Origin of the sequence: Acinetobacter sp. AOR43_HL (assembly GCF_027854635.1) — a bacterium.
Taxonomy (GTDB): Bacteria; Pseudomonadota; Gammaproteobacteria; order Pseudomonadales; family Moraxellaceae; genus Acinetobacter; species Acinetobacter pittii.
The window spans coordinates 61,584-82,862 of the sequence record NZ_JAKTHX010000028.1; the positions used below are offsets into that span (position 1 = coordinate 61,584).

Sequence of the window (21,279 nt, forward strand, 5' to 3'; positions counted from 1 at the left end):
TATAAGAAAGTAGCATATTGTTTTTTTTAATAAATGCCGCAAAATAATTACCCTCTGCATTTGGTGCTGGGATTTGTCTTTAAGAAGTAGGAGTTCTTATGTCCAAGAGTGGGTTTGGTCAAATGTATCGTCGGCTTTCGAGTAAACTACTTGACCTCGTGGTAACACCACATGTTCTTGGGGAAGTTCCTACTGAACCAGTATCAGAAACAACAGAAACAGAAGCAAAAACTGACCGCCAAAAAGTGGTTTGTTACGTCTTACAAAACCACTCTCGAAGCAATGCTTTAGTGGTTGATGGAGAAACGCGTCGTTTAAATTTAAAACCTGCGTTAGACCCACTCATTGTGGGTACTCATCAGGAAAAAGCATCAGTTTTATTTTTACAGCACAATGATGAAAATAATTTACTGAATCCGCCTCCTCATGCTTTTCCACCGCGTTTAATAAAACTGATTGAAGTTTTACAAGAAAACCCTGAACTTGATATAGAGCTTGTTCCGGTTACAGTTTTATGGGGCCGTTCGCCAGATAAAGAAGATTCTTGGTTTAAATTATTATTTTCAGACACATGGGCAACACCAAGCACAGTTAAGCAGCTGGTTAATATTGGTTTGCATGGCCGTCAGTCTTATTTAGAATTTCATGAACCACAATCGCTACGTGAATTGGTTGAATATGCACAGCAGCATTATCCAAATCTTTCACCAGCAACTTATATTGTAAGTACGTTAAATGATTATTTAGACCGTCAGCGTGAAGTCGTGTTAGGCCCCGATTTGTCGGATCGCCGCAATGTCATGCAATCGGTTGTTAAATCTCGTGATGTGCAAGAAGCAATCCGCCGTGAAAGTATTCGCGGAAAAGTGAGCATGCTTGAAGCTGAACGCCGTGCGATTGGCTATGTGAATGAAATCGTATCGGATTATTCGCACTCAGCAGTGCGCTTTGCCGATCTTGCCTTAACACGCCTATGGACCCAGCTTTATGACGGTGTAGAAGTACATAACTTTAGTACGGTTCGTGAACTAGCGAAAGACTATGAAGTTGTCTATACACCGTGCCATCGTAGTCACATTGACTATTTACTATTGTCATATGTCATCTATAAACGTGGCTTAATGGTTCCGTATATTGCTGCGGGCGATAACTTAAACTTACCTTTTGTTGGACAGCTTCTACGTGGTGGCGGTGCATTCTTCATTCGCCGCTCTTTCCGTGGAAATGGACTCTACACTACTGTATTTAAAGAATATCTATATAGTATTTTGTCACGCAACACGCCTCTTGAATACTTTATTGAAGGTGGACGTTCACGTACTGGACGTTTATTACCGCCTAAAACCGGTATGCTTGCCATGACAGTTCACAGCCATTTACGTGGCCGTGCTAAACCTATCGTTTTCTTACCAACTTATATTGGTTATGAACGACTTATGGAAGGCTCAACTTACGTAGGCGAAATGCAAGGTAAGCCAAAAGAAGCCGAATCTATTTTTGGTATTGTGAAAACCTTACGAAAAATTGAACGTATCTTTGGTAAAGTCCACGTGAACTTTGGTGAACCCGTTTTCCTTGATGATCTGCTTAAGCAACATAATGCAGAAAACGTTTATATCGAGAAAAATGACGACCCAATTCCTCAAGCTGTTTCAGATGCAGTAAATAGCTCTGCACATGCAATTTTAGAAAATATTAACCGAGCTGTGGTGATAAACCCTGTTTCTTTACTTTCTATTATTTTGCTTGCAACTCCAAAGCATACGCTTGATGAAGAAATTTGTATTAAGCAGCTAGAAGCTTATCGTAACTTGGCATCGAACTTCCCATATGACCAACGTATGGAAGTAACGCCACTTTCTGGTAAAGAAATTATTGCGTATGGTTTAAAGCTTAAACTCATTAAACGCGTTCAGCATGCGCTTGGCGATATTATTGCGATTGAAGATAATCAAGCTGTTCTTTTGACTTACTTCCGTAATAACATCTTGCACGCCTTTGTTTTACCTTCTCTAGTAGCATCACTTGTTGAGCATAATGGAAAAATCAGTCGTTCAGATTTAACTAATGTCATCTATACGCTCTATCCATTCTTGAAAGCTGAGTTATTCCTTAAATGGAAGAGTAGCGAGCTTAAGGCACAAGTTGAGCAATATGCAGATGCTCTAGTTCAATCTAACCTTATTCAACAAGACGATGAAGGTAACTTGATTAGCTCTGCGCCAAATACAGAAGAGCATAATCAGCTTGTTGTTTTAGCAACGCCAGTTAAGCAAAGTCTTGAGCGTTACTACATGACGCTTGCGCTCATTACTCAACGTGGTTCTGGTAATATTTCTGCTAAACAAGTTGAAGAGTTAAGTCATTTATTAGGACAACGTTTATCAGTTCTATATGAATTTAATTCGCCAGAGTTCTTCGACAAAGCTTTATTCCAAAGTTTCTTAAAAGTGCTTACACAGCAAAATTATATTCGTACCAATGACCAAGGCCAAATTGAGTTTGATGATAACTTCCGTCAAATGGCTGCTGGTGCACAGTTGGTACTTGATGAAGTAACCTTACAAATGTTACAGCACATCACCACCTTTACCGACGAAGAATTGAAAGATGCTCTTGAAGCAATGGCATCTCAACAAGCTAAACGCCGTTTAAAACGCAAAAAAGCTTAAAGTCTTCAGTCAAAATAAAAGGCAACTTCGGTTGCCTTTTATTTTATTAGCGAATTGGACATTCAAAATAACGTGGATCGTCCATACAACGTAAGCGCTTCATAAGCTGAACAAAATAAGCATCGTAATAACCTGAAAGAACATACTGATTACGTATTTTGGCAACCATTACGTCATAACTTTGCTTCTCATAAAAAGAGACATCTACCCAATAATAAGCAGGTAAATGATTTTCCCATTGTGTCGCACGATTCGTCAGCAATTGGCTATTTTGAACGAACCATCCTCGAATTTTCCGGCCAAAATTAGCGGGATAAGCTTGCGGCTTAATAATTAAATTAACACCGAAATATGCCAAAGGAAAATTAATGACTTGAGTATCTGGTCCAAATTCTTTTTGTAAGTTATACGGCAATAATCCATACACTGGGGCAGCAATAATATCGATTTTATTTTGCTTAAACTGCGCAATCGCGTTAGATAAATCGACATAAACTGGCTGAGCACCTACACTTCGCACCAGTGCTTGTTGTGGTGGATTGTTGGGTAGCACCCCAATACGCTGATTTCTTAATTGAGCGACTCTAGAGAGGTTCTTATTTTTTAGAACCATGTAAGCAGTTCCAATTGGAATCATTCCTATAGCTTCATAATTCTTAGAAACTAACCTTTTCTCGATTGTAGGATGATTTAAAAGCTGCAAAAAGCTTTTGGCCGTACGGTTATTAGGAATAAGCCCTATACCCGCGGTACTTCCCATAAACTGGTTATAACGATAAGTATTGAAATTGGATGCAGCTAAACCCGAACATTTCCCATCATCAAAAGCTTGTATAGCCTGCTGTTCTTTTTGATAGGTAACTACTTTAAATTTGACTTGATATTGCTGGGCATATAGCCGAATGTCATTTAAACGGCGAGTAATATCCCCTTGGGACCCGATAGGATCATAGGCACACCACACCTGATCCTCAGCCCAACTCGCAACAGCTGTTATGCTCAAGATAAGAGCTAAACAAATTTTTTTCACTTTCAACCTTTTTATCTTTATCGGCAATTTGACTGCCTCATCAGGTATTTATGTTCTTATTTAAAGTTTAATCAAAATTTCATTTAGTGCTATGAACATTTAAACATAATAAATAGTCATTAAAGCAAATCGGATGTTCTAACTGAAAACCTGTTGTAGATAACTGTCTTGCATAAATTCTTTTACCTGAAATTTGGTTTGATTCTAAAGTTAATTCTGGCAATCCCAATTGTTTTTGAAACCACACAATAATTTCATGCAAAGGCAATGGTTGATTATTCGTCACAATATAGCTTGTTTGATGACTTTCATAATCAGCCATAAAAGCCAAAAATCTCGCTAAATCATCAATATGTATTCGATTGCTATAATGTATATTTGGATAACTTTGATTATTTTCAGCCATTTTCTTTAAGCGGGCAATGGAAGTTCCATAAATACCTGTAGGACGAACAATTACAGATTGAGTTGGATAATATTTTTGCCAGAGTAACTCCATATTACGCAATATATAGCCTTGTGCATCATTTGGATGAATTTCACTAAAATCATCAATGATCTCCCCTGCATTTTCACCATACACCCGCGTAGAAGAGACAACAATTATTTTTTTTACTGGATGTATTTTTAATGCTTCTCGAATCGGTTCAATACTATCTACATAAGTATGTTGATAGCCCTCAACCGTACTCTCATTTGGAGAAAGTAAAATATATACGACATCCACAGGTTCAATTTTACTTAAATCAAGTTTAAAGATATCTTGAACAAGATGTGTTGCGTAACTATCCGTTTTTACACTACGGCTGATTGTGGTAATTTGATGTTCTTTCTCAAATAGTTGTTTAGCAACACGCTGAGATGTTTTACCATAACCGATAAATAATATATGCATAGAAAACTCGTTGAGGGGACATGACTTCAGTCCATCAGTTACAAGGCGTTGGATCGGCTTCAGCAGCCCTACTCGAAAAACTAAATATTTTTACCACAGATGATTTATTGTTTCATCTGCCACGTGATTATGAAGACCGCAGTACGATTATTCCAATGAATCAACTTGTGGTTGGGCGGAGCTATTTACTCGAAGGTGAAGTCAAATCAATTGATTTCCCTCCGGGAAAACGAAAATCTATGGCAGCCTTGGTGCAAGATGAATTCGGTAAAGTCACCTTACGCTTTTATCATATTTATAAAAACCTGACTGATAAAATAAAACCCGGTCATCGCTTACGTATTTTTGGTGAAGTCCGTGTAGGTGCTCGCGGCCTTGAGATGTATCATCCTGAAATTCAACTCATTCATGAACATACACCTCTACCAAAAACTCAGCTGACAGCAATTTATCCAAGTACCGATGGGTTAACTCAACCCAAATTACGCGAATACGTTAAACAAGCTTTAAAGCATCATAGTGATGCCTTACCAGAGCTACTCCCAAAGCAATATACCAATGGCTACGCGCTTAAAGAGGCTTTGTATTACATTCATGAGCCTCCTGTGGATGCCAACATGCTTCAATTGGCTCAAGGCTCGCACCCTGCACAGCAACGGCTTATTTTTGAAGAGTTGGTTGCGCACCAAATTAGTTTACTTAATCGCCGGGCTTATATTCGTCAAATTGCGTCACCTGCTTTTTCAAGCAGTAAAGTATTAGCTAAAAAACTATTAGAAGCTTTACCATTTCAAATGACCAATGCACAAAAACGTGTATCTAAAGAAATTTTAAATGACTTAAAACAACACCAACCTATGCTACGTCTAGTACAAGGCGACGTAGGTGCTGGAAAGACCCTTGTTGCAGCTGTAGCCGCTTGTCATGCTTTAGAAGCAGATTGGCAGGTTGCATTAATGGCTCCTACTGAAATTCTTGCAGAACAACATTATTTAAACTTTAAACGTTGGTTTGAACCATTAGGTATTACCGTGGCATGGTTATCTGGCAAACAAAAAGGTAAAGCCCGTGCCCAAGCAGAGCAGCAAATTAAAGAAGGCCACGCGGAACTTATTGTGGGTACCCATGCCTTATTTCAAGACAATGTTGGCTTCGCTAAATTGGGGCTAGTGATTATTGATGAACAACATCGTTTTGGTGTAGACCAACGTTTAGCTTTACGCAATAAAGGTGCTGAGCAGTTCACTCCACATCAACTCGTGATGACAGCCACTCCGATTCCAAGAACTCTAGCAATGAGTGCTTATGGTGATTTAGACACATCTATAATTGATGAGTTACCTCCAGGCCGTACCCCAATTCAAACAGTTACGATTCCTCTTGATCGTCGAGAGGAAGTACTTCAACGTATTGCTTCAAATTGCAGAGATGGGAAACAGGCCTATTGGGTATGCACATTGGTTGAGCAGTCTGAGACTTTAGATGCTCAAGCAGCAGAAGCAACTTACCAAGAGATGAAAGAACGCTTTCCTGAACTCAATATTGGTTTGGTACACGGCAAAATGAAAGCTGATGAAAAGCAAGCCGTCATGCAAGCATTTAAAAATAATGAATTACAACTTCTTATCGCAACAACAGTGATTGAAGTTGGAGTAGACGTTCCTAACTCTTCCATTATGGTGATTGAAAATGCCGAGCGTTTAGGGCTTTCTCAGCTACACCAATTACGAGGTCGCGTAGGTCGAGGTGCTCAAGCTAGTTTTTGCGTACTTTTATATAAAACGCCTCTCTCTCAAAATGGACAAGAGAGACTTTCTATTTTAAGAGAAAGTAATGATGGCTTTGTGATTGCAGAAAAAGATCTGGAACTACGTGGGCCGGGTGAATTACTAGGAACTAAACAAACTGGGGATATGGGATTTAGGGTGGCCCGATTAGAGCGAGATGATCATCTACTGAGTCAAGCCCACTATGTGGCACAGCAAGTTTTAAAAGATTATCCAGAACAGGCAGATGCTCTATTAAAACGTTGGCTTCCTGAGGCGCCTCGCTACGCCTATGTTTAATTTTTTAAACTTCCAACATCTTATTCAGTTATTTTCACCTTGCTCATTGTGCGAGTTAGGCACGCGAGAAAAATACTCGCTCTGTAAAGACTGTTGGGAACAGCTACCTTGGCTTAAACAAACGATTCAACGTAATAATCACTCTGTTCTTGTGGCTTGTAATTATGCTTATCCGGTTAACCGGATTATTCAGCAGTTTAAATATGAACAAAAGTTACATTATCAGATCTTATTAGGTGAAATTTTAAAACAATTAAAATTTCCCAAGGTACAAGCGATCGTACCTATGCCCATTTCCAATCAACGTTTAATCGAGCGTGGTTTCAATCAATCCTTAGTACTCGCCAATATATTAAGCAAACACTTAAAAATACCTGTTTGGCAACCAATTCAACGCTTAAATGAACACTCTCAAAAAGGACTTTCTCGGCTAGAACGCTTTGAAAATATCGAACAACAATTTTTACCTCATCATCAAGAGAAACGACGTTATCGCCGCGTTCTCATTATTGATGACGTGATAACCACAGGAAGCTCTGTTCATGCGCTCAGTCAGGCACTTAAACAATTAGGCTGCACATCCATTCATACGGCGTGCCTAGCGGCAACACTAAAGAGTTAAGCTATTGCACCGTAGATAAATACTCTTCACACCAAGGAATGACAATTTCTCGGGTCAATGGTGCAAGTTGAGTTTCCGAATCATTTAAATCTATCCACTTCATTTCTGCAATTTCGGCTGCAATTTTAGGTGCTTGGTCGAGCTGAACTAGGTATAAATGACTCACCAAAATATGATCTGGCTCATTGGCAGCTGCTGTTTCGAAATGACCAATAAATTGCTCAATCACACAAGAGCTTCCGACTTCTTCTAAAATTTCTCGCTGCATGGTGATCTCTGGTGCCTCATTAGGTTCCAGCTTGCCACCCACTTGCATAAAAGCGTGTGTATTACGCTTTCTTACAAGCAACAACTGATTTTGCTCATTTAAAATCACTGCGGCAGCGACCGTAATTGTTTTCACCTATTTAACCTCGTTTATGGTTGGACATCTGCGTTTGTCCATTTTGGAGCAGGAGCCTGATATTGCTCAAATTGTTGAAGAATATCTTCAATTTTGTCTGATGCGATCAATTTATCAACGAACCGTGCTTGGCTGAATCCATTATCCACCGTTCCTTGAATCATTTTAAGTAAATCTTCATAAAAGCCCGCTACATTTAAGAAAGCACATGGCTTTTGATGAATACCTAATTGCGCCCACGTCCATTGTTCAAAGATTTCTTCCAATGTACCAGCGCCACCCGGCAAGGCAATAAAGCCATCTGAAAGATCCGCCATCTTGGTTTTACGCTCATGCATATTTTCAACCACATATAATCTGGTTAGGCCCGGATGAGCTAACTCACGATCAACTAAAGCACGAGGGATCACGCCAATGACTTGTCCACCTGCTTGTAAGGCGCTATCGGCAACTACACCCATTAGGCCTGAGCGACCACCACCATAAACCAAGGTCTTCCCTTGTTTTGCAATAGCCTCGCCTGTAGCTTGGGCAATTTTTTGGAAAATTGGGTTTGAACCAAGAGATGAACCACAGAAAATACAAATTGATTTCATAGTGTAAAAAACCGTTTTATTGAACTGTCATGCTGACAAACTAAACTATCGATAGAGTTTTTTTTTGCAAAATAGCGTATTGGCAAGTGTTTTTCGGCAAATCCTTGTCTAAAATACACCCATCCATTTCCATCAGACTGCGTGAGGAAAAAAGACACATGCTTGAAGCCTTTTATGCCACAGAACGCGGAAGTCTGGAAGATGCCACCATCAATGGTGGATTTGATCTACATCCCGAATTAGTCTGGCTTGATCTTATTGCACCCTCGCAAGAAGAGCAACAATGGGTATTAGATGCCTATGACCAAAATTTACCAACACTAAAGTCGCTTGAAGACATTTCATCTTCTGCACGATTTTACCGTGATGATGACGGTATTTTGCACATCAGTACTTATTTTTTAACGAAAAATAAAAATTATCAGGTGGATGGAGACGCTGAAGAGTCATCACATATGCTTGCCATGGTGCAAACCGTAGCTTTCATTTTACATAAAGACCGCCTCTTTACGATGCGCGGAGAAAAACTAGTTGCGTTTCGTGCCTTTCGTGCCCGTGCTCGCCGAAATGACTATGACATGGACTATAAAGATCCTACCTGGATCTTATTAGGCCTTCTTGAAGCAAAACTCGATGAGCTTGCGGATATCTTAGAAGATATCCACAAAGATTTAGAAAAATACTCCACAGAGGTTCTTAATAACCACCAACGTGAAAAAATTCTAGATCTCGATGACATGATTACGCGCCTAGCTCAACAAGAAGATATGCTAGGAAAAGCACAGCTTTGTCTCATTGATTTACGACGTGTACTTACTTTTTTATCGCGTCCGCGAGCATTAGGCAGTCATATTTATGACGCTGACATTCGAGAGCTCAGTGAAGATGTACGCTCACTGGTAGAACATGATGCGTTCTTATTCCAAAAAGTACGATTCTTACTTGATACGACGTCTGGATTCATTAACACAGAACAGAATGATACGATTCGTCGATTCTCGATCTTACCAAGTATGTTAGCTCCTCCGATGCTTATTGCCAGTATTTATGGCATGAACACAGACGTATTACCTTTTGCACATGGTACGACCAGTTTCTTCGTTGTTTTGCTGATTATTATGGGTTTCTTTATTGGGCCGATCATTTATTTCCGCTGGAAAAAATGGATCTAAGTTTTGTAATAAAATGCTAATTTCGAGCATAAAAAAGCACCTAAATATAGGTGCTTTTTTACATCAAAAACATCAGATCAGTTGCAGGTCTTCCTGCAAATGACAGGCTTGAATGATCTTCAGCATTTTTTCAGGGACATTTTTAAAATGCAAACCAGTATTTTTTGGAGTCTCTCGCAACCATTGAACTAAAACAGCCAAAGCCAAGGTACTACCATGCTCAAGCTCAGTTAAATCCACCACAAGTGGGAAGCTTTGCTGCTTCTTTATGATGGCCAAACCTGCTTGATACTGTTGTTCCGCATTTTCAAAATCAATTTTTCCCGAAACAACCAATTGTTGGTTGAGATACTGAACCACACGTCACCTACTTATTTCTTTTTGTTTTGATTAACCGCTGCGTCTGCATCAGGTTGGAATGTAGCAATTGCTTTATTTAAATCACCGCCATTGCGTTTCACTGTTGCAGCAAACTGATTACGGAACTGTAATCCTAGATCAATACCAGAGACATTGATATTACGGATTTTCCATTGAGTACCTTTGTCAGCCAACTGGAAAGAAACAGGAATTTTTTCACCATTGTGATTAAAGTCCAATGTCACTACAGGGTTTTTACCCGCAGTTGCCTTGTAAGGACGCATGGTATAGCTTTGATTTGTATATTTAGCAAATGCGCTACCGTAATTTTCAATTAATGTATTACGGAAGTTTGTTTCAAACTGAGCACGCTGTGCAGCTGTACTATACTGATTCGTCGCATAAGTACCCATCACAATACGAGTGAACGCTTGTGAATCAACATATGGGTCTAAGTTCTGACGTACAATTGATTTTACTAAAGCAGGATTGTTCTGCAACTTAGCATGATCTGCTTTTAAACGAGCGATCAAGCCATCAGCAACACGCTTGATAAAATCAGATGGTGCTTCTGAAGGTGCAGCAAAAGCTGTACCTGCAATCATAGTAGACAAAAGACTTGCTGTCAGGGTTTGTTTAAACAACGTATTCACCTGGAACCACTCCTTCAAATAAACTCTTACTCAACAAATGACGGCTGTGCACTGCTGTCGGTACTTGCAGGAGCTTTTTCTTCTGCTGAGGATGAACCAGCGGCAACTTTACCTGCGCCACCACCAGTAATAAATTTACTAATTAAATCTTCTAAATCCATGGTTCCTTGGGTATTTGAAATTGTATCGCCACGTTTAAGATAGTTTAAACCACCACCTGGAACGACTTTCAAATATTTCTCACCCAACAAACCATTGGTTGCAACCATTATATAAGCATCTTCATCAATACTGGTGATGGAGGACATGTTACTGATCAGTTGCTGTTCCATTGCTTTTTGTTGCTCTGGAGAAGCCTGCGTATAGTCAGAACTATAACGTAGTTCATCTAAAGCATTTTTTTGAACTTCTTTTAGCTGCTCAGCATTAAAACTTGTCAACTTTCCATCTAAACCAAATGTTACGGTAGCCAAACGCGTAACCGGATCAAGTGTAATTGAATCAACACGACCAATTGTAACACCACTCATTGTTACTTTAGCACGTGGCTTTAGCCCATTGACGTTATCAAATTGAGCCTTCATGGTATAACTATCACTTAAGTTCGTACCAACAAGCCCACTAACTTTCATTGCTAAGAAAAACAATGCAATACCGAAGATAATAACAAAGATACCAACGGCCAGTTCACTACTACGTGATTTCATTAAATCCCTCCGAACATGACCGCAGTCAACACGAAATCAAAACCTAAAACACATAATGAAGAATACACAACCGTCCGGGTCATTGCCGTTGCAATGCCTTCTGGTGTCGGATCACAGGCATAGCCTTGATAAACAGCAACCCATGTACAAATCAAAGCAAAAACAATACTTTTAATAATCGTGCCATTGATAATGTCATGCCCGAAACGCACTGTATTTTGCATGCCACTCCAGAAGGAGCCTTCATCAGCACCTAAAAAGTCAACACCGACCATCTTGCCACCAATAATCCCAATGGCGGCAAATATCACAGTTAACATTGGCAAACTGACAATACCTGCCCAAAGACGTGGTGATACGATTTGTTTTAATGGGTCAACACCAATCATTTCCATACTGGCAAGCTGTTCGCTTTGCTTCATTGAACCAATTTCGGCAGTCAATGCAGAACCTGCTCGCCCTGCAAATAGCAATGCAGCAACCACAGAAGCAAGCTCACGGAGTAGTGTTAACGAAATCGCTGTACCCAACATCGACTCAGCACCGAAAGTGACCAAAATGCTATACATCTGCAAGCCAAGAACCGCACCAATAAACAAACCAGAAACGGTAATAATAAGTAAGGACATCACACCTACGCGGTGCATTTGGTAACCAAAACGACCAAAACCACCCTTGGTAGGAAGTGAAAAAATAATCTGCAAGAGCATATGTGCCGCAGCACCAATGCCTCGAATCCGCTCAATAACGAGTCTACCTAACCAGGCAATCGTATTCATGGACGAACCTCGTTATTTAAATAAGCTTGTTGACTAAACTGGTATTCAACTGGTCCTTCTTCCGAACCTGTTAAGAATTGGTGTACAAATGGAGAAGCATGTTTTTGCAACTCTTCAGGTGTACCCTCTCCCTGAATTTTTCCTTCAGCTACCACATAGATGTAGTCAGCAATCGATAATGTTTCTGCAACATCATGCGAAACAATAATTGTTGTTAAATCTAACGCTTCACGTAGTGAACGAATTAAACGTGTCAAAACACCTTTCACAATTGGGTCTTGACCAGCAAAAGGTTCATCGTACATGATTAAATCGGGATCAAGTGCAATCGCGCGAGCCAATGCTACACGGCGATTCATACCACCTGAAAGTTCTGTCGGCATTAACTGTTCAGAACCACGCAAACCCACCGATTCAAGTTTTAATGCAACCAGTTCAGCAATGAGATTTTCAGGAAGCTTCGTGTGCGCTCGAATTGGAAATGCCACATTTTCATAGACCGACATATCCGTAAATAAAGCACCGCTCTGAAATAACATTCCCATACGTGCACGGGCTGAAAAAAGTTCCTGACGAGACATTTTTGCAATATCTTTACCGTCGAGCAAAACCTCACCCTGATCAGGAACTAACTGTCCACCGATCAGACGTAATAATGTTGTTTTACCTGTACCAGAAGGTCCCATAATGGCCGTAATCTGGCCTCGACGTATATTTAAACTAATATTGTCATAAATGACGCGTTCCCCTCGATTAAAACTCAGATTTTTCACTTCAATAAGTGGTTGAGTCGAGAGAGGAGTTTTATTATTCATAATGGCAATCGTTCCTGCACTTTTATGCACGCATACTATAACACTGAAAATTGGCAAACTTGTTGTTATTTTGACAAAAGCAAAGCTAACTTAGTTGGTAGAAATAGAAGAGGTATGTTCGTAAAAAGAGGTTAATTCAGAAATTTGAAACTGCTCAATAGAACTTCCAGTTATAAAAGCATAGGCAAAATAAACCCCATTACACAAAACAAGTGCAATAAAAAGATAAGGCAAGCCGTGCTGAACTAATAAGTTCTTCAACTGTGCCATTATTGTTTCTTTTCGTTTACTTTTACTCATTATTTAATAAAAAATTGAACCAATTCACACTTTGTTATTTTATAACAAAACTGAAAAATAAAAAAGGCCAGTATTTCTACTGGCCTTTCTTTAAACGAACTTTTGATTAACGGTCGAATTTACGACGCGGTTTATCATCAAAACTACGACGTGGACGATCTTCACCACCGAAGCTACGTTTTGGACGATCTTCGCCACCAAACGCTGGACGCTCACCACGTGGTTTATCATCGAAGCTACGACGCGGTTTATCGTTAAAACCACCTTCGCGACGTGGACGATCTGAGTTGAACTCACGACGTGGACGATCTTCGCCACCAAATGATGGACGCTCGCCACGAGGCTTATCATCAAAACTACGACGTGGACGATCTTCACCACCGAAACTACGTTTTGGACGATCACCAAAGCCATTTTCACGACGTGGTTTGTAATCTACGCGGTTACCACGGTTGTCATCATTTGAGTCAAAACGCGGTTTATCATTGAAACCACCTTCACGACGCGGACGATCTGAATTGAACTCACGACGTGGACGATCTTCAAAACCACCTTCACGACGTGGGCGATCTGAATTGAACTCGCGACGTGGACGATCTTCACCACCGAATGGACGTTCACCACGTGGTTTGTCATCAAAGCTACGACGTGGACGGTCATCACGACCACCTTCACGGCGTTTGAAGTTGCTTTCGCCTTCAAAACGACGACCACCGCCAAAACCGCCACCACGACGACCATCACGACCACCGTTGCCGCCACGACCGCGACCACCGCCATCACGACCTGAACGAGCAGGAGGTGGAGATGGCTCTAAGCCTTCAATTTCAGAAACACTTAAACGTGCATCTAAATAGTCTTCAAGCGCACGGATTTTACCGCGTTCACGATAAGTCGCTAAAGTAATTGCTTGACCTGTACGACCAGCACGACCTGTACGACCAATACGGTGTACATAGTCTTCATGTTTCATTGGTAAACCGAAGTTAATTACGTGTGAAATTGTCGGTACGTCAAGACCACGTGCAGCAACGTCTGTCGCTACCAAGATTTTTGCACGACCTTCACGGATACTACGTAAACGACGGTTACGAACTGTTTGTGGCATTGCACCGTGAAGTGCAACTACAGAGTGACCTGCTTCTGCAAGTTCTTCAGCCAACATATCTGTATCTTCTTGAGTGCTCGCGAATACAACCGCTTGATCAAGAGTTTCATCAGCCAACCAGTGAGTCAGAAGTTTCTTCTTGTGTTCGAAACCATCTGTCCAGTGTAAAGTTTGGGTGATGTCAGTGTTTGTACTGTGACCTGTTTCAATTGCAATACGCTCAGGTTCATTCATCATGCGTTCAGCAAGACGAATAATACGATCAGCGAAAGTTGCAGAGAACATTAATGTTTGACGACGGTTACCAGCTAAATCGCTGATCGCTTCTAAATCTTCAGAGAAGCCGAGGTCTAACATGCGGTCAGCTTCGTCAACGATTAAAGCTTCAACTTTATCTAACTTTAATTGACGACGGTTTACTAAATCTAATAAACGACCTGGAGTCGCAACAATAACTTGCGCGCCTTTAAGCTGTTGGATTTGCTTACCAAAAGGCATACCACCCATGATTGCAGCAATACGAACACCTTTCATGTGACGTACGAAAGCAATCGCATCTTGGCTAACTTGTTGAGCCAATTCACGTGTTGGGCATAAAACTAAAATGTTAGGTTGGGTCACAGCTTTCATACGTTCTTTGAACGGAACAAAAGTTTCTTGACCAGCTAAATTATGTAATGTTGGTAATAAAAATGCCGCAGTTTTACCAGAACCAGTCTGGCTAGATACTAGAAGGTCTTTTCCTTCTAAAGCTGCAGGAATAGATTGTTCTTGCACAGGAGTCGGGGTAGTAAAACCTAAACCTTCAAGCGCTTGTTGTAAGGTTTCATGCAAAGAAAATTCGGCAAAAGTTTTGCTCATAGAGAGTTTCACCCTAGTGGGTGCTCCATTTTTAATAAATACAAAATAGACATCGGCACAAAGCGGCAAAGCAAAGTTAGCTGAAACGTTTTTTCAGCAGCAATCCGAGTAACGACGATGTGGACTAAACGCACGCTTGATTACGGCCGAACCTGAAGAATCGCTGAGCGATCGGGGCGCAAGAAATGGTCCTCTCTATGGACAGCGTGCGCTTACAATGAATAGAACAGAATGTTCAGGTAATGAACGGAAATTTAAGTGCGTGGGCGGATTATAGCAGAAAGAAATTAAAAGTCATGTGTTTTAATCAACTTTCTTCATATTTATTGAACTAACTAAAATTTACCAATTACTTAAAAAATAAAACCCTCTGATAATAGAGGGTTTTATTTATAAATAATTAAATTATTTTGCAGCTTGACCCCAAGCTGGAACTACAGTTTGCATTAAAGGTTTTAGCATTTTGAGTGAACTTGCAAGCACTTGACCGTTTTCAAGAGACTCATTACCACCACGTGCGTCAACCACTACACCGCCTGCTTCTTTAATAATAAGCTCACCGGCAGCGATATCCCATGGTTTTAAACCAAGCTCAAAGAAACCATCAAAACGGCCAGCAGCAACATATGCTAAATCTAGAGCAGCTGAACCACCACGACGAATTTGTGCGCCTGCTTGAGTCACAGCTAATAATGAAGCAAAGTGTTGTTCTGCATAAGACACGATCTCACCAGCACGTTTAGCACGGTAAGGATGGCCTACTGCCAAGAATGTATTTTCTAAAGTATCTTTTACATTTACACGGATACGGCGTTGGTTCATAACTGCACCGCGACCGCGACTTGCAGAGAATAATTCGTCACGTACTGGGTCGTAGATTACGCCGTGTTGAGTAACGCCTTTATGCTGAACTGCAATAGAAATACAGAAATGAGGGAAACCATTAATAAAGTTTTGCGTGCCATCAAGCGGGTCGATTACCCAGCACCAGTCTGCATCATGGCCTTTGCCTTCTTGCAAACCGAACTCTTCACCTAAGAAGCTATGGTTTTTATAACTTTTACGTAATGTATCAATCGTCAATTGTTCCAAATAACGATCTACACGTGTTACTGGGCCATCAATGCCTTTCTCTTCAACTTGCAAATCGAGTTTATGACGATTTTGATGCGCTTTTAAAAGCTCTTGACCAACTGTTTGAGCCGCACGCGCAGCCATAACCACCATAGGTTCCATTGAACACCCACTACAATACAAATTTGAAGATTTTGACAAAGAATAATGCATAAAAGCGCATACATTTTAGCAAATGAATGCGCTTTATGGGAAAAAATGTTTCAAAAATTTTATTAAAGGCTTAAACCACCTGATTTAGCTTAAGCCAAGCTCGTTCAATTGAGCTCAAAATACCTTTAGCATCTAGCCCACAATCTTGTAGCATTTGACCATGTGACGCTTGCTGCAAAAACAAATCTGGCAGACCTAAATTAATGATAGGTTTAACAATTTGTTCTTGTGCCATGAACTCATTTACTGCACTGCCTGCACCACCCATAATTGCGTGTTCTTCAACAGTTACAAATAATTGTGTATGTTCAGCCAAATCACGAATAATTTTTTCATCCAGTGGTTTCACAAAACGCATATTTACAACACGCACGCCAACATCATGTTTTTGTGCAAACTGCTCAGCAGCTTCTATGGCAACCATAACGCGACTACCAAACGCTAAAATCGTAATCTGCTCATCACAAGCAGATTTAATTTCAGCAACTACTTCTGCCTTACCTAACTCAATAGCAGTTAGCTCTTGCTGAATTTCAACGCCTACCCCAGCACCACGAGGATAACGTACTGCTGCTGGTCCATTATAAGCATAGGCAGTGTGCAACATTTGGCGGCATTCATTTTCATCTTTTGGTGCCATGATGACCATGTTCGGAACTGTACGCATATATGCATAGTCATATGCACCAGCATGAGTTGGACCATCTTCACCAACCAAGCCTGCACGGTCAATTCCAAAAGTCACATCAAGATTTTGTAATGCGACATCATGAATAAGCTGGTCGTAACCACGCTGTAAGAATGTTGAATAGATCGCAACAACAGGTTTTAACCCTTCACAAGCCATGCCTGCTGCAAGTGTTACTGCATGCTGTTCGGCAATTGCAACATCGAAGAAACGTTTTGGAAATTCTTTAGCAAACTTAACCATGCCCGAACCTTCACACATGGCTGGGGTAATCGCTAATAAACGTTCATCCTGTGCAGCTTCGTCACACAACCACTGACCAAATACATCAGAATATTTTGGCGGTGTTTTACCTGCTGAAGTCGCATTAATTTTGCCAATTGCATGATAGGTAATTGGGTCAGCTTCTGCCGGAGTAAAACCTTTACCTTTTTTAGTATAAACGTGGACTAAGCGTGGACCTTTACGTTTTTTCAATGCATTAAATACTTGAACAAGTTGATTTACGTCATGTCCATCGAAAGGACCAAAGTAATCAAAACCAATCGCTTTAAATAAATTATCAGCCGCATCTGTTGCCGATTGATGTAAACGAGAGTTGTACGTCCATTTCGGATGTGGCTGTACATACGCCTCGCCATGTTCATCGACATTAACTAAATGGCCTTTTTCCCAAATTGCAGCTAAATGCTTAGCAAAACCACCTGTACTGCAAGAAATCGACATGTCATTGTCATTAAGTACAACAATTAAATCGGCATCGTGTGCCACAGCATCGTTCATGGCTTCAAATGCCATACCTGCTGTCATTGCGCCATCACCCACAATACAAACGACTTCACATGGGTCATTTTGATAGCGACGTGCTAAAGACATTCCCAAACCTGCCGAAATTGCAGTTGATGAATGCCCTACACCAAAAGTATCAAAAACTGATTCTTCTCTAGCTGGAAATGCTGCTAAACCGTTTTTAGCACGAATTGTTGTCATTTGCTCACGGCGACCAGTCAAGACTTTGTGTGGATACGCCTGATGTCCTACATCCCAAACTAATCGGTCATTTGGAGTATTAAAGCAATAATGCAGCGCAACCGTCAGCTCAACCACGCCGAGGTTAGCACCGAAATGGCCACCACTCTGGCCTGCTGCATATAAAATATATTGACGCAACTCATCAGCCACTTGAACCAATTGGCTATGCTCGAGCTGACGTAATTGTTGAGGATGATCAATTGCATCTAACAATGGCGTAACAGGGCGTTGAGTTGGAATTTCGGTATACAACATATGTGGCAAAGCCTTTATAAGCCTGGCAAATCCTAAGCTGGGTCAAAATGGGTCGATCATACAATCGAATGAAGTCACCTTCAATCAGCCACATTTGCGAACGAGGTCATGCAAAGCAGTCTCTCATACAGTATGGGTATGGTTGGCAGATTATCCTGAATAATCTGACTATTTATCAACTATTATCGTCTTCTTTATACAAAAAAGAAAACCTTAGTGCTCAAAATGATTATGACAATTCGACCAATCTCCCAGCATTACGCTATACTTTAAACCGTTTTCGGTTAAAAGATGAGTTAATCTGTGCCTATAGAGTTCATTGCAACATCAAAACTCCCGACCGCTTTTGGTGAATTCAATATTTCTGTGTTTCAAGATCCAGTATCAGGTGAAGAACATGTGGCACTTTCTAAAGGGTTAGAAAATCCACCCACAGGCCCTGTTTTAGTACGTGTTCATTCAGAATGCTTAACAGGTGATGCTTTTGCGTCATTAAAATGTGACTGCGGCCCTCAATTACAGGCAACTCAAAAGCTCATTAACGAAGCAGGTCAAGGCGTTATTTTATATTTACGTCAAGAAGGACGTGGTATTGGGCTTACAAATAAAATTCGTGCGTATGCCTTACAAGATCAAGGTCATGACACGGTAGATGCAAATTTACTTTTAAATTTACCTGCTGATGCACGCCGTTATGACATGTGTAGCATTATGCTCGATCACTTAAAAGTAAAAGAAGTTAAGTTAATTACTAACAATCCTTTGAAAATTCAGGCACTCAAGGATCAAGGTATTAATGTGGTTGGTCGTGTTCCGTTAACGGTTGGACGTAATCCTTTTAATGAACAATATTTAAAAACTAAACGTGAACGCATGGATCACCTTTATCAAAAAGATGATTTCTAAAACAAAATTATAAATTTAAAAATAATTGGAAGGGATTTTTAAGACATTTCTTAAAAATCCCTTACTTTTTTTATGGTTTTGTGTTTTGATGTATCTATCTCCTATCTCAATCATCTTTGAGGGTCACTATGCAACATCCGACTTCAACAGATATTCAACGTGTCCGCGAATTTCTCCTCGATTTACAAGCCCGTATTTGTGCTGGTTTAGAACAACAAGAAAAAGCTGGCGGTGGTACGGGTGAATTCATTATTGATGATTGGGAACGTCCAGAAGGTGGTGGTGGTCGTTCACGAGTTTTACAAAATGGTACCGTGATTGAAAAAGGTGGTGTGATGTTTTCTCACATCAACATTAGTAAACTGCCCGCTTCTGCTACAGAAAGACATCCTCAAATTGCTGGTGCTAAAGCACAAGCGCTCGGTGTGTCATTAGTCATTCACCCTAAAAACCCGAATATTCCAACCTCCCATGCCAATGTACGTTTATTCGTTGCAGAACCTGAAGGACAAGATCCAATTTGGTGGTTTGGCGGTGGTTTTGACTTAACACCGTTCTATCCAGATGAACAGGATGTTATCGATTGGCATCAAGCCGCATATGACCTATGCCAGCCTTTTGGTGACAATGTCTACGCTGAACATAAAAAATGGTGTGATGACTATTTCTATCTAAAACATCGAGATGAACAGCGTGGTGTCGGTGGTTTATTCTTTGATGATTTAAATTGCTGGGATTTCGAAACCTGCTTTAAATATATCCAAGCTGTAGGCAATGGTTATTTAAATGCCATTCTGCCAATTTTTGAAAAACATCGTGAACAGCCTTATACCGAAGCTCAACGAGAGTTCCAGCTTTACCGTCGTGGTCGCTATGTCGAATATAATTTAGTCTATGACCGCGGAACATTGTTTGGCTTACAAACAGGTGGACGTATTGAGTCTATTTTAGTCAGCCTGCCTAATCTTGCAGCTTGGTCATATCGTCCAGAATGGGATGAAGACTCACCAGAGAAACGTTTAACCGACTATTACTTAAAACCACGTGACTGGTTAAACCTAAAAGAAAAAGTCGCTTAATTTTTTGCTTTTTGGAGATTCTTTGGCTTCCACCCTAAAGAATCTCCTTTTTTATTTCCAATTTTCTGAATCTCATTCAAATATTTTTTCTTATTAAAATTTGGCTTATAGTGAGGCCTGCTGAAAATTCAGTACAGACCTTATCTGCCTCATGCCATTTTAAAATTTTGGATATAAGAATGACCAAACAGTTTGCAGTAATTGGCAACCCCATCGAACAATCACGCTCTCCTGAATTGCATCATGCTTTCGCTCAAAAAACAGGTATTGACCTAGACTACCAAAAACGTCTTGCCCCTCTTGATGGTTTTGAGCCGAGTATGCGTAGTTTCTTTGAAAATGGCGGGAGTGGCATGAACGTTACCGTGCCGTTTAAAGAACAGGCATTTGCTTTGTGTGATGTGCTGACTGAACGTGCTCAAATTGCCAAAGCTGTAAATACACTTTGGATGGAAGATGGCAAATTGCATGGTGACAATACAGATGGCCAAGGCTTAGTTGCCGCAATTCAAGCTTTAGATTGGAACTTAGAAAATACAGTTATTTTAATTTTAGGAGCTGGCGGTGCAACTCGCGGCGTTATTTACCCGCTTGTACAGGCTGGTGCTAAAAAGATTGTGATTGCAAACCGAACTCTTGCTCGTGCTGAACAACTTGTAGATGACCTAAAAGCAGCAGTTCCGCAAGCTCAATTACAAGCAGTTTCTCTAAATGAGCTAGAAGGGAAATTTGATATTGTAATTAATGCAACTTCTGCAAGTCTGGCTGGTGATGCATTACAACTACCAGAAAGTCTAGAGTTCAAATATGCCTATGAGATGGCCTATGGCAAGCCATCTAGCTTCCTTGATCAAGCGAAACAACGCAATGTGCCTTATGCAGAAGGTTTTGGCATGCTAGTTGGCCAAGCCATTGAAGCCTTCTATATCTGGAATGGCGTAAAGCCAGAATTAAAAGATTTTCTATAAATCAAAAAAAGAACCTACACGAAGT

General features: G+C 40.5%; 20 protein-coding genes. 7 read left to right on the forward strand and 13 right to left on the reverse strand.

The genetic code is table 11. The features are described from left to right. Positions 1–98: 98 nt before the first annotated feature. Positions 99–2,672 (forward strand): glycerol-3-phosphate 1-O-acyltransferase PlsB, encoded by a 2,574-nt coding sequence (plsB, locus tag MKL33_RS11615; protein ID WP_005067259.1) that lies wholly within the window; start codon positions 99–101, stop codon positions 2,670–2,672. A 46-nt stretch (positions 2,673–2,718) separates the two neighbouring features. Here the strand turns inward: plsB and MKL33_RS11620 are convergent, their stop codons facing one another. Next, the gene (locus MKL33_RS11620; protein WP_025466709.1) at positions 2,719–3,702 is read right to left on the reverse strand and encodes a putative solute-binding protein; all 984 of its coding nucleotides are present in this window, start codon (positions 3,700–3,702) and stop codon (positions 2,719–2,721) included. Between the two features lie 79 nt (positions 3,703–3,781). Then, positions 3,782–4,597, reverse strand: a complete 816-nt coding sequence (locus tag MKL33_RS11625) for an NAD-dependent epimerase/dehydratase family protein (protein WP_270906978.1) — start codon at positions 4,595–4,597, stop codon at positions 3,782–3,784. 20 nt (positions 4,598–4,617) lie between these two features. On the opposite strand from MKL33_RS11625, the gene recG reads away from it, so the two are divergent. Together recG and MKL33_RS11635 are read left to right on the forward strand one after the other, a co-directional pair. Further along, positions 4,618–6,663, forward strand: coding sequence for an ATP-dependent DNA helicase RecG (gene recG, locus MKL33_RS11630; RefSeq protein WP_005078352.1), 2,046 nt, complete (start codon positions 4,618–4,620; stop codon positions 6,661–6,663). Next, on the forward strand, positions 6,656–7,285 hold the full coding sequence (locus MKL33_RS11635) for a ComF family protein (RefSeq protein ID WP_141314837.1): 630 nt from the start codon (positions 6,656–6,658) through the stop codon (positions 7,283–7,285). The genes recG and MKL33_RS11635 overlap by 8 nt, the downstream gene beginning before the upstream one ends. A gap of 1 nt (position 7,286) precedes the next feature. On the opposite strand, the gene MKL33_RS11640 is transcribed toward MKL33_RS11635, so the two are convergent. Next, a complete protein-coding gene (locus tag MKL33_RS11640; protein WP_002116701.1) occupies positions 7,287–7,688 on the reverse strand; it encodes an NUDIX hydrolase in 402 nt (133 codons plus the stop codon). Between the two features lie 14 nt (positions 7,689–7,702). Next, the gene (locus tag MKL33_RS11645) at positions 7,703–8,284 is read right to left on the reverse strand and encodes a TIGR00730 family Rossman fold protein (RefSeq protein ID WP_005067248.1); all 582 of its coding nucleotides are present in this window, start codon (positions 8,282–8,284) and stop codon (positions 7,703–7,705) included. Between the two features lie 158 nt (positions 8,285–8,442). Here MKL33_RS11645 and MKL33_RS11650 point away from each other — a divergent pair, with 158 nt between their 5' ends. Then, complete coding sequence (locus MKL33_RS11650) at positions 8,443–9,456, forward strand: magnesium and cobalt transport protein CorA (RefSeq protein ID WP_002116978.1); 1,014 nt, start codon at positions 8,443–8,445, stop codon at positions 9,454–9,456. 72 nt (positions 9,457–9,528) lie between these two features. On the opposite strand, the gene MKL33_RS11655 is transcribed toward MKL33_RS11650, so the two are convergent. The 9 genes from MKL33_RS11655 to dxs all read right to left on the reverse strand — a co-directional run bounded on the left by MKL33_RS11655 (position 9,529) and on the right by dxs (position 18,301). Next, positions 9,529–9,816 (reverse strand): STAS domain-containing protein, encoded by a 288-nt coding sequence (locus MKL33_RS11655; RefSeq protein ID WP_019767454.1) that lies wholly within the window; start codon positions 9,814–9,816, stop codon positions 9,529–9,531. Positions 9,817–9,827: 11 nt separating this feature from the next. Further along, positions 9,828–10,469, reverse strand: a complete 642-nt coding sequence (locus tag MKL33_RS11660; RefSeq protein WP_270906979.1) for an MlaC/ttg2D family ABC transporter substrate-binding protein — start codon at positions 10,467–10,469, stop codon at positions 9,828–9,830. 26 nt (positions 10,470–10,495) lie between these two features. Next, positions 10,496–11,176, reverse strand: a complete 681-nt coding sequence (gene mlaD / locus MKL33_RS11665; RefSeq protein WP_104075313.1) for an outer membrane lipid asymmetry maintenance protein MlaD — start codon at positions 11,174–11,176, stop codon at positions 10,496–10,498. Beyond that, positions 11,176–11,955 carry a lipid asymmetry maintenance ABC transporter permease subunit MlaE gene (gene mlaE, locus MKL33_RS11670; protein ID WP_049837392.1) on the reverse strand — a complete coding sequence of 260 codons (780 nt, stop codon included), beginning with the start codon at positions 11,953–11,955 and terminating at the stop codon, positions 11,176–11,178. The genes mlaD and mlaE overlap by 1 nt, the downstream gene beginning before the upstream one ends. Further along, the gene (locus MKL33_RS11675; RefSeq protein WP_044100001.1) at positions 11,952–12,770 is read right to left on the reverse strand and encodes an ABC transporter ATP-binding protein; all 819 of its coding nucleotides are present in this window, start codon (positions 12,768–12,770) and stop codon (positions 11,952–11,954) included. The genes mlaE and MKL33_RS11675 overlap by 4 nt, the downstream gene beginning before the upstream one ends. A gap of 90 nt (positions 12,771–12,860) precedes the next feature. Then, complete coding sequence (locus MKL33_RS11680) at positions 12,861–13,070, reverse strand: hypothetical protein (RefSeq protein ID WP_005067237.1); 210 nt, start codon at positions 13,068–13,070, stop codon at positions 12,861–12,863. A 106-nt stretch (positions 13,071–13,176) separates the two neighbouring features. Continuing rightward, a complete protein-coding gene (locus MKL33_RS11685) occupies positions 13,177–15,039 on the reverse strand; it encodes a DEAD/DEAH box helicase (RefSeq protein ID WP_016143582.1) in 1,863 nt (620 codons plus the stop codon). A gap of 405 nt (positions 15,040–15,444) precedes the next feature. Then, a complete protein-coding gene (locus MKL33_RS11690) occupies positions 15,445–16,275 on the reverse strand; it encodes an inositol monophosphatase family protein (protein ID WP_002117045.1) in 831 nt (276 codons plus the stop codon). A 121-nt stretch (positions 16,276–16,396) separates the two neighbouring features. Then, complete coding sequence (gene dxs, locus MKL33_RS11695; RefSeq protein ID WP_002117085.1) at positions 16,397–18,301, reverse strand: 1-deoxy-D-xylulose-5-phosphate synthase; 1,905 nt, start codon at positions 18,299–18,301, stop codon at positions 16,397–16,399. Positions 18,302–18,604: 303 nt separating this feature from the next. Between dxs and ribA the strand changes: the two genes are divergently transcribed. The 3 genes from ribA to aroE all read left to right on the forward strand — a co-directional run bounded on the left by ribA (position 18,605) and on the right by aroE (position 21,254). Beyond that, complete coding sequence (ribA, locus tag MKL33_RS11700; protein ID WP_002116908.1) at positions 18,605–19,207, forward strand: GTP cyclohydrolase II; 603 nt, start codon at positions 18,605–18,607, stop codon at positions 19,205–19,207. 128 nt (positions 19,208–19,335) lie between these two features. Beyond that, entirely contained in the window at positions 19,336–20,286 is a 951-nt protein-coding gene (gene hemF, locus MKL33_RS11705) for an oxygen-dependent coproporphyrinogen oxidase (protein ID WP_019767450.1), read from the forward strand. Positions 20,287–20,465: 179 nt separating this feature from the next. Continuing rightward, on the forward strand, positions 20,466–21,254 hold the full coding sequence (aroE, locus tag MKL33_RS11710) for a shikimate dehydrogenase (protein WP_270906980.1): 789 nt from the start codon (positions 20,466–20,468) through the stop codon (positions 21,252–21,254). The last annotated feature ends 25 nt before the right edge of the window (positions 21,255–21,279 follow it).